This window comes from Mycobacterium sp. SP-6446, from assembly GCF_001954045.1.
Classification (GTDB): Bacteria; Actinomycetota; Actinomycetes; order Mycobacteriales; family Mycobacteriaceae; genus Mycobacterium.
The window spans coordinates 46,560-53,616 of sequence record NZ_MBEM01000223.1 but is presented as its reverse complement, the minus strand read 5'-3'; the positions used below and the strand labels follow the sequence as shown (position 1 = coordinate 53,616).

At 67.1% G+C, this 7,057-nt stretch carries 8 protein-coding genes; 1 reads left to right on the top strand and 7 read right to left on the bottom strand.

Going from position 1 to position 7,057, the window contains the following annotated elements; translation table 11 throughout:
- The 6 genes from A5736_RS19955 to A5736_RS19930 all read right to left on the bottom strand — a co-directional run.
- Positions 1 to 407: adenosylhomocysteinase (locus A5736_RS19955; RefSeq protein ID WP_139333449.1), on the bottom strand; the 407-nt coding region annotated here is incomplete at its 3' end.
- A 119-nt stretch (positions 408 to 526) separates the two neighbouring features.
- Entirely contained in the window at positions 527 to 1,123 is a 597-nt protein-coding gene (locus tag A5736_RS19950) for a TetR family transcriptional regulator (protein ID WP_139333452.1), read from the bottom strand.
- A 26-nt stretch (positions 1,124 to 1,149) separates the two neighbouring features.
- Positions 1,150 to 1,332 (bottom strand): rubredoxin, encoded by a 183-nt coding sequence (locus A5736_RS19945; RefSeq protein ID WP_076057702.1) that lies wholly within the window; start codon positions 1,330 to 1,332, stop codon positions 1,150 to 1,152.
- Positions 1,329 to 1,502, bottom strand: coding sequence for a rubredoxin (locus tag A5736_RS19940; RefSeq protein ID WP_076248152.1), 174 nt, complete (start codon positions 1,500 to 1,502; stop codon positions 1,329 to 1,331). The genes A5736_RS19945 and A5736_RS19940 overlap by 4 nt, the downstream gene beginning before the upstream one ends.
- Complete coding sequence (locus A5736_RS19935; protein ID WP_076248163.1) at positions 1,499 to 2,755, bottom strand: alkane 1-monooxygenase; 1,257 nt, start codon at positions 2,753 to 2,755, stop codon at positions 1,499 to 1,501. The genes A5736_RS19940 and A5736_RS19935 overlap by 4 nt, the downstream gene beginning before the upstream one ends.
- An 89-nt stretch (positions 2,756 to 2,844) precedes the next feature.
- A complete protein-coding gene (locus A5736_RS19930; RefSeq protein WP_076248150.1) occupies positions 2,845 to 4,341 on the bottom strand; it encodes an APC family permease in 1,497 nt (498 codons plus the stop codon).
- A 91-nt stretch (positions 4,342 to 4,432) separates the two neighbouring features.
- Here A5736_RS19930 and A5736_RS19925 point away from each other — a divergent pair, with 91 nt between their 5' ends.
- Positions 4,433 to 5,830 carry an NAD(P)/FAD-dependent oxidoreductase gene (locus tag A5736_RS19925; RefSeq protein WP_139333451.1) on the top strand — a complete coding sequence of 466 codons (1,398 nt, stop codon included), beginning with the start codon at positions 4,433 to 4,435 and terminating at the stop codon, positions 5,828 to 5,830.
- Here A5736_RS19925 and manA read toward each other — a convergent pair whose 3' ends face one another.
- Positions 5,831 to 7,057, bottom strand: a complete 1,227-nt coding sequence (gene manA, locus A5736_RS19920; RefSeq protein ID WP_076248146.1) for a mannose-6-phosphate isomerase, class I — start codon at positions 7,055 to 7,057, stop codon at positions 5,831 to 5,833.

Below are 7,057 nucleotides of genomic sequence, written 5' to 3'. Positions count from 1 at the left end.
TGCTCGGCGGCCCACCAGTACTCCTCGAGCGTCTCGCCCTTCCACGCGAACACCGGCACGCCCTTGGGCTCCTCGGGGGTGCCGTGCGGGCCGACGACGATCGCCGCGGCGGCGTGGTCCTGGGTGGAGAAGATGTTGCACGACGCCCAGCGGACTTCGGCGCCCAGCGAGACGAGGGTCTCGATCAGCACGGCCGTCTGCACCGTCATGTGCAGCGAGCCCGAGATCCGCGCGCCCTTGAGCGGTTGCACTTCGGCGTACTCGCGGCGCAGCGACATCAAACCCGGCATCTCCTGCTCGGAGAGCTCGATGTCGCGCCGGCCGTACTCCGCCAGCGACAGATCGGCGACCTTGAACTCGATGCCGTTGCGAACGTCGGGGGTGAGCGCGTTTTCGGTCGTCGTCATAGCGTGTTTCATCCTTCTTGGGCTTCTTAAGGCGCACCGGATTCAAGCGGTACTTAGCTTAGGTATGTTCTTCCGCCACTGTAGTCGCCGCCGCGGCGGCCCCAGGGATCAGGGAAGGATCAGGGAACCTTGACGACCCCGTGACGCTCCGCGAAGGGCGTCATCAGCCGCGCCAGATCCCGTGCCACGTCATAGTCGGCCTCGGGGGGCATGGACACGTAGCTCATCGCGAGCCGGACGATCGCCCGCGCCAACACACCGGCGTCCTCTTCACTGGTGGCCAACCAGCTTTCGGTGAGCGCGGTGGTCAGCCGCGCCGACGCGCGCGTGATGATGGGCGCGCTGTCGGTGGTGATGATCTGCAGCAGGTCGGGCTTGGCGACGCCGGTCAGCAACGAGATCACCAACGGGTCGGCCGCCGACTCCGCGAAAAAGGAACGAAAGCCCTGCAGGAACGCTTCGTAGATGTTGCCGACGTTGGCGTCGATGGCGGCATGGACGGCGTCGACCAGGCGATCGGCCAGGCGCAGGGCGTACCCCTGCGCCAGGCCCTGCCGCGAGCCGAACTCGTTGTAGATGGTCTGCCGGCTGATGCCGGCGGCGCGGGCCACGTCGGAAAGCGTGATGGCGGACCAGTCTCGCGTCTGCAGCAATTCCCGCATCGCGTCCAGCACCGAGTCGCGCAATAGGGCGCGGGACGCCTCGGCGTACGGCATCCGCTTCACAGGCGCGACGATAGTGCTCAAGACCGGGCGACCTCCACCATTTCGAAGTCGGACTTCGCGGCACCGCAGTCGGGGCAGCTCCAGTCCTCGGGGATGTCGTCCCATCGGGTGCCGGGCGCGATGCCGTCCTCCGGCCAGCCCTTGGCCTCGTCGTACTCGAATCCGCATTGGACGCAGATGAAGAGCTTGTAGTCGCTCACTGATTCACTCCTATCTCTTCGAAATCGACCTTCTCGCGCACTGCGCAGTCGGGGCAGCACCAGTCGTCGGGGATGTCGCTGAAGGGCGTACCCGGGGGAAACCCTTCCCGCGGAGCGCCTTTCGCTTCGTCGTAGGTGTAGTCGCAACCGGGGCATCGGTAGGCGATCATGCCGCGACCCCTTGGGAGACGCCGTACCGCGCCAGCAGCTTCGCGCGCAGCCGCGGCTGCAGGTTGACCCGGGTGATGTCGCCGTCGTAGTGCTCGAGCACCCGATGATCCATCACCCTGCGCCACAGCGGCGGGAAATAGGTCAGCCCAATCATCGACGCATAGCCGCTGGGCAGGTTCGGCGAGCCCGCCATGCTGCGCAGCGTCTGGTATCGCCGCGTCGGATTGGCGTGGTGATCGCTGTGCCGCTGCAGGTGATACAGGAACAGGTTGGTGACCACGTGGTCGGAGTTCCAACTGTGCACCGGCGCGCAGCGCTCGTAGCGGCCGTTGGCGTTGCGTTGCCGCAGCAGCCCGTAGTGCTCGAGGTAGTTGACGTTCTCGAGCAGGCTGAAGCCGAAGACCGCCTGGATGACGACGAACGGGAGCAGCGCCGGCCCGAACACCGCGATCAGCGCGCCCCACAACACCAACGACATCGCCCAGGCGTTCAGCACGTCGTTGGACGGGTACGTCTTGGGATTCCACGGGCTCGAGCCCTGCCGTCGTATCCGTCGCGCCTCGAGGGAAACGGCGGAGCGCAGACTGCCAAAGACGCTGCGCGGCAAGAACTCCCAGAACGTCTCGCCGAAGCGGGCCGACGCCGGGTCCTCCGGGGTGGAGACGCGCACGTGGTGGCCGCGGTTGTGCTCGATGTAGAAGTGGCCGTAGCAGGTCTGCGCCAGGGTGATCTTGGACAGCCATCGCTCCAGCGCGTCCTTCTTGTGCCCCATCTCATGCGCGGTGTTGATGCCGACGCCGCCGAGCACACCGACGGACAGCGCCAAGCCGATCTTGCCCGCCCAGCCCAGTCCGCCGTCGAAGCCGAGCCAGTGCAGGTTCGACGCGGTGAACAGGTAGGCGGCCAGCACCACGCTGAGGTATTGGAACGGGATGTAGATGTAGGTGCAGTAGCGGTAGTACTTGTCGTTCTCCAGCCGCTCCATCATCTCGTCGGGCGGGTTCTGGCCGTCGGGCCCGAAATGCAGATCGAGGATGGGCAAAAGGACGTAGAGCAGGATCGGCCCGATCCACAGCGGCGCCTGCGCGGCGGCGTGCCAGCCGAGCTGATTCAACCCCCAGATGATCGGCAGCATCACCAACAACGCGGTCGGGGCGATCAGTCCCATCAGCCACAGGTGGCGCTTCTTGTCCCGCCAAACGGGCGCGTCAGCCGATGCTTCGGGCCCGCTCGCCGGCCTGAGTGTGGTCATATGCCAAACCTCCTTGTAGTCATGCCACGTCATGCCACATTGAAGTTGGACAATACGCCGCTCTGCGTCTCCTGTCTAGACACAGAGCGCTATTTTGTAAAGGCATCTGCCTCTGGTGCCTGCTCGACGTCCCGGCGGCCCTGCACCGAATGCCAGCGGCCGTAGCCGACGTAAATCGCGGTCCCGATCACCAGCCACACCGCGAAGCGAACCCAGGTGAGCGCGGTGAGGTTGACCATCAGCCACACGCAGGCGCATATCGACGCGATCGGAAGCCACGGCACGCCCGGGGCCTTGAATCCGCGGTGCAGGTCCGGCCGGGTCCGGCGCAAGACGATGACACCGGCGGACACCAGGACGAACGCGAACAGCGTCCCGACGTTGACCATCTCCTCGAGCTTGTTGATCGGGAACACCGCGGCCGTCGCCGCCACCACCACCGCGACCAGCGCGGTGATCCGGACCGGTGTTCCGCGCGAACCGGTCTTGGCCAGCGGGCGCGGCAGTAGCCCGTCGCGCGCCATCGCGAAGAGCACCCGGCACTGCCCGAGCATCAGCACCATCACGACGGTGGTCAGGCCGGCCAACGCCCCCACGGAGATGATTTTGCTGGTCCACGTCAACCCGTTCGCGGTGAACGCGGTAGCCAGGTTCGCGGACTTGCCGCCGGTGGCGGTCTTGAGCTGGGTATAGGAGACCATTCCGGAAAGCACCACCGAGACCGCGACATACAGAACCGTCACGATCGCCAGCGACGCCAGGATCCCCTTCGGGACGTTGCGCTGCGGTTCCTTGGTCTCCTCGGCCATGGTCGCGACGATGTCGAAGCCGATGAACGCGAAGAACACGATCGACGCCCCCGCCAGGACGCCAAACCAGCCGTAGTGACTGCTGTGCGCCCCGGTCAGCAGCGACAACACCGACTGGTTGACGCCCGACGCTTCGCCTCCGACTTCCGGCTTCGGAATGAACGGCGAATAGTTCGCCGGTTTGATGTAGAAGGCGCCGACCACCACGACCAGGATCACCACCGACACCTTGATGGCGGTGATCACCTGGGAGAACCTCGACGACAACTTGGTCCCCAAGGCGATCAGGGTCGACACCAGCCCGACGATCACCAGCGCGCCCCAGTCGACGTCGACCGATCCGAAATGCACTGTGCCCCCTGCGAATCCGAACACCGTGCCCAGGTAGCTCGACCAACCCTTGGAGACGACGGCCGCGCCGACCGCCAACTCCAGCACCAGGTTCCAGCCGATAATCCAGGCGACGAACTCCCCGAAGGTGGCGTAGGAGAAGGTGTACGCGCTGCCCGCCACCGGCAGCGTCGACGCGAATTCGGCGTAGCACAACGCCGCCAGCGCGCACGCGACCGCGGCGATCACAAACGAGATCCAGATCGCCGGCCCGGTAATGTCGCCGGCTGTCGACGCGGTGACCGTGAAGATGCCCGCGCCGATCACCACGGCGACCCCGAACACCGCGAGATCCAACCAGGTCAGGTCCTTGCGTAGCCGGGTGCCCGGCTCGTCGGTGTCGGCGATCGACTGTTCGACCGACTTCATGCGCCACCGATTGGCCATTTGCCCGCCCCTTCCGTCACCCATTGGTCCGCACCCTAGTGGGTAGTCTGCGGGGATGCCCCACAGCGCAGCAAACACGCGGAACCACGCGGTGGTCATCGGGGCGAGCATCGCCGGGCTGTGCGCCGCGCGGGTTCTCTCGGATTGCTATGGCGCAGTCACCCTTTATGAGCGGGACGAGCTGCCGAGCGTGCCGGCGAACCGCGCGACGGTGCCCCAGGACCGGCACCTGCACATGCTGATGGCCCGCGGGGCCATCGAGTTCGAGAACCTGTTCCCGGGCCTGCTGAAAGACATGGTGGCCGCGGGCGTGCCGATGCTGGAGAACCGCCCGGACTGCATCTACCTCGGCGCGGCGGGGCACGTCCTGGGGACGGGGAGCACCCTGCGCGACGAGTTCACCGCGTACGTGCCCAGCCGGCCGCACCTGGAGTGGCAGTTGCGCAGGCGAGTGGAAGACCTCGACAACGTCAAGATCGTCCGGCGCTCGGTGGCCGAGCCGCGGTTCGAGCCCGCCCGGCAGCGGGTGACCGGCGTGCTGCTGGACCCCGCCGACCGCCAGGCGGGCGAGCCGGAGTTCGTGCGCGCCGACCTCGTGGTCGACGCGGCCGGTCGGGGCACCCGGCTGCCAGTGTGGTTGTCGCAGTGGGGATATGCGCGGCCCACCGAGGAAATCGTGGACATCGGCATCAACTACGCCACCCACCAGTTCCGCATCCCCGACGGCCTGATCGCCGAAAAGGTGGTCGTCGCCGGCGCTTCCCATGACGAGTCGCTGGGGCTCGGGATGCTGTGCTACGAGGACCGGACCTGGGTGCTCACCACCTTCGGCGTGGCCGACGCCAAGCCGCCGCGGACGTTCCCCGAGATGCTGGCGCTCGCGGACAAACTGCTGCCGGACCATTTCACCGACGCACTGGCGCGGGCCGAACCCCTCGGCGAGCCGGCATTCCACGCCTTTCCGGCCAGCAGGTGGCGCCGCTATGACAAGCTGGACCGCTTCCCCGCCGGGATCATCCCGTTCGGCGATGCCGTCGCCAGCTTCAACCCCACCTTCGGGCAGGGGATGACGATGACGTCACTGCAGGCCGGTCATCTGCGGCGGGCTCTGCAATTCCCGGACAGCGAACTGGCCGCGGAACTCAACCGGGCCACGGCCAAGACCACCTTCCCGGTGTGGACGATGAACGGCATCGGCGACGTCGCGTTCCATCACGCCGAAACGAAGGAGCCCGCCCCGTGGTGGTGGCGTCCCTCGGGCGCGCTGTTCGACCAATTCCTCGGGGCCGCCGAAACCGAACCCGTTCTCGCGGAATGGTTTTTGCGCCGGTTCTCGCTTCTCGACAGCCTCTATATGATCCCGCCGCCACGGATCGTGGGCCGTACCGTGGCGCACAACATGCGGCTGTGGCTGCGCGAGCGCCGGCAAGCCGTGGCGATCGCGAGCGCGGCAGAGCCGGGCGAAGCGGGTCGCCACCATCAGGGCTAGTCACAGCCCCACGGTCGCCCTGAACAGCTTGGCGGGCTCTCGCGCCACCAGCCGGATGGGGCCGTCGTCGGCCGCCACCCACGCCGCCATTCCGCGTTCCAGCGTCAGCGATCCCGACTTTGCGTGCACCGTCGTGGAGCCCTCGCTGCACAACAGGATCTGCGGCCCTTCGTGGCTGCACGACGCGTCGACTTCGTGGCCGAGGTTCTCGCCGTCGAGCACCAACAGCGCGACCGCGAACTCGTCGGTCGGCGTTTCGTAGATCAGCCCGAGACCTTCGCGGTGGGTCGACGCTCGCAACCGCTCTTCGGCGGTGGGGGCGAAGTCCAGCACTCGCAGCAGTTCGGGCACATCGACGTGCTTGGGGGTCAACCCACCGCGTAACACGTTGTCGGAGTTGGCCATAACCTCCACCCCGAAACCGCGCAGATAGGTGTGCAGGTTGCCGGCCGGCACGAAGATCGCCTCGCCCGGTTCCAGCGTGATGCGGTTGAGCAGCAGCGCCGCCAGCACACCGGCGTCGCCCGGATAGCGCTCCCCGAGTTCGAGCACCGTCTTGGCCTCGGCGGCGAATTCCGTTGCGCCCGTGCTGACGTACTGGATGGCGCCGTCCAGCACGGCGGGCACCAGCACGTCGAGGTCGGGCTGCGGCGCGGTGATCCAGGTGGTGAACAGCGCGCGCAGCCCGTCGGCGTCGGACTGGTCGTTGAGCAGATCGATGTATGGGTCGAGGTCGGAAACCGCAAGCGCCCGCAGCAGCTCGACGGTGCGCGACGCCGGGCGAAATCCGGCCAGCGCCTCGAACGACTCCAGCGCCACCAGCAACTCGGGCTTGTGCGAGGTGTCGCGATAGTTGCGCACCGGCGAGGACACCGGAATTCCCAACCGTTCCTCACGCAGGTAACCCTCGACCGCCTGCTCGGCGCTCGGGTGGGCCTGCAGGGACAGCGGCTCGTCGGCGGCCAGCACCTTGACCAAGAACGGCAGCACATCACCGAAGCGGGCGCGCGAGCATGGACCGAGCTGTCCCTCGGGGTCGGCGACCAGCGCCTCCATCAACGAGATTTCGCCCTGCTCCGTTTCCAGCCACGCCGGGTCGCCCGGGTGGGCGCCGAACCAGAGTTCGGCTTCCGGGTGCGCGGCCGGCACCGCACGCCGGGTGAATTCGGCGATGGCGGTGCGCGATCCCCATGCGTACGTCCGTAACGCCCCGCGAAGCAGTTCCAC

Excerpts from the sequence above, each read along its gene's own strand:
- A5736_RS19950 (WP_139333452.1), bottom strand. The coding sequence starts at position 1,123 with ATGCCGTACGCCGAGGCGTCCCGCGCCCTATTGCGCGACTCGGTGCTG.
- A5736_RS19940 (WP_076248152.1), bottom strand. The coding sequence starts at position 1,502 with ATGATCGCCTACCGATGCCCCGGTTGCGACTACACCTACGACGAAGCG.
- A5736_RS19935 (WP_076248163.1), bottom strand. The coding sequence starts at position 2,755 with ATGACCACACTCAGGCCGGCGAGCGGGCCCGAAGCATCGGCTGACGCG.
- A5736_RS19930 (WP_076248150.1), bottom strand. The coding sequence starts at position 4,341 with ATGGCCAATCGGTGGCGCATGAAGTCGGTCGAACAGTCGATCGCCGAC.